Consider the following 1,249-nt stretch of genomic DNA (forward strand, 5'->3'; position numbering starts at 1 on the left):
CTCAAGAAGTATAAAAGAGGTGCGTTAAAAGCAGTATTCACTCAACAAGTTTCTTTTTCGGCTAAGCCTCAAAAATGGGATAAATACAAAATGGGAGACCTCATCTCGCTACAATCAGGACAAGACTTTGCGCCTGCTGAATACAATGATCAAGAAATAGGTGTTCCTTATATGACAGGAGCCAGTTGTATTGTGAAAGGAGAAACAGTGGTCAGTAGATGGACGCAGATACCCCGGTGTTATGCGTATAAGGGTGACACCCTACTTGTCTGTAAAGGCTCTGGTTCAGGAGCAGTTGTGAGATTAACACAGGAAAAGGCACACATAGCGAGACAGTTTATGTCTTTGCGTGCAAATGAAAAAATGACAAGCGACTTCTGCTATTACCTGACGGGTTTCTTGTCGGATAGGATCAAGCGGAACGCCACAGGACTAATTGAAGGCATAGATCGTGGAACGGTTTTGAATCAAACTGTTTTTCTGCCGCCTTTACATGAACAAAAGAAAATCGCCCGTTTTTTCTCAAAACTTGACTTCACAATAACCGCTCACGAAAATATGCTGGACACGCTTATAAACGAAAGAACGGGGCTTATGCAGCGGCTCTTTATATAAAAAGCCGCTGCAATAAAGCTATTTTTACTTGTTCGATTTGTGATAGAAGATTTCCCTCTTTGCAGATTAGATTGTTGAGATTAGTAGCCAAGGTGGAGATTTTATTTTGTAGCTCTAAGGGCGGAAGCAGAAAGCGATATTGTTTATATTGCTCAGCGTTAATTCCTGGCTGGCCAGATCGAGCAGATTCAAGGAGAACCCAACGCTTATATGCCTCAGTTAATGTATTCTGAAAAACATAACCGCAATTCACATCTGAATTTACATGAATGCGAATAAGAAAGCCAGCATAATAAAGATCACCGTCACTACGCTGGTAGCGATAGCTTTTACCCACAGATGCCCCTGTACGAGCAAATAAGATGTCGTTTTCTCGAACTCGATACTTTTCATCTACTTGCCCTTCTGGTGAGACCGGTACATCTTGGCTATAAAGATGGGAATTATCATCAATATCTGTAATCCTAATGTACTTATGAGAACCATCGTAGACCGTGGCAGCGGCATTCATGCCATACTCAAAGCCGCTTGCTACATCACATAAAGCTACTTCTTTCCATGTTTCGGATGAATAATAAGGATTAGTCTTTGAACTTAGAAGTGCAGATATGACACCTCTTTTATACTTCTTGAG

The 1,249-nt window shown here is 41.2% G+C and carries 2 protein-coding genes; one reads left to right on the forward strand and one right to left on the reverse strand.

Annotated features, from left to right (window positions below):
* Positions 1–615, forward strand: a 615-nt coding sequence (locus tag B5E65_RS15885) for a restriction endonuclease subunit S (protein ID WP_206406320.1), incomplete at its 5' end; no start/stop codon positions are given.
* Here the strand turns inward: B5E65_RS15885 and B5E65_RS15890 are convergent.
* Positions 608–1,249: restriction endonuclease subunit S (locus B5E65_RS15890; RefSeq protein ID WP_206406321.1), on the reverse strand; the 642-nt coding region annotated here is incomplete at its 5' end. The genes B5E65_RS15885 and B5E65_RS15890 overlap by 8 nt on opposite strands.

This window comes from Gemmiger sp. An120 (assembly GCF_002160955.1).
Lineage (GTDB): Bacteria > Bacillota > Clostridia > Oscillospirales > Ruminococcaceae > Gemmiger_A > Gemmiger_A avium.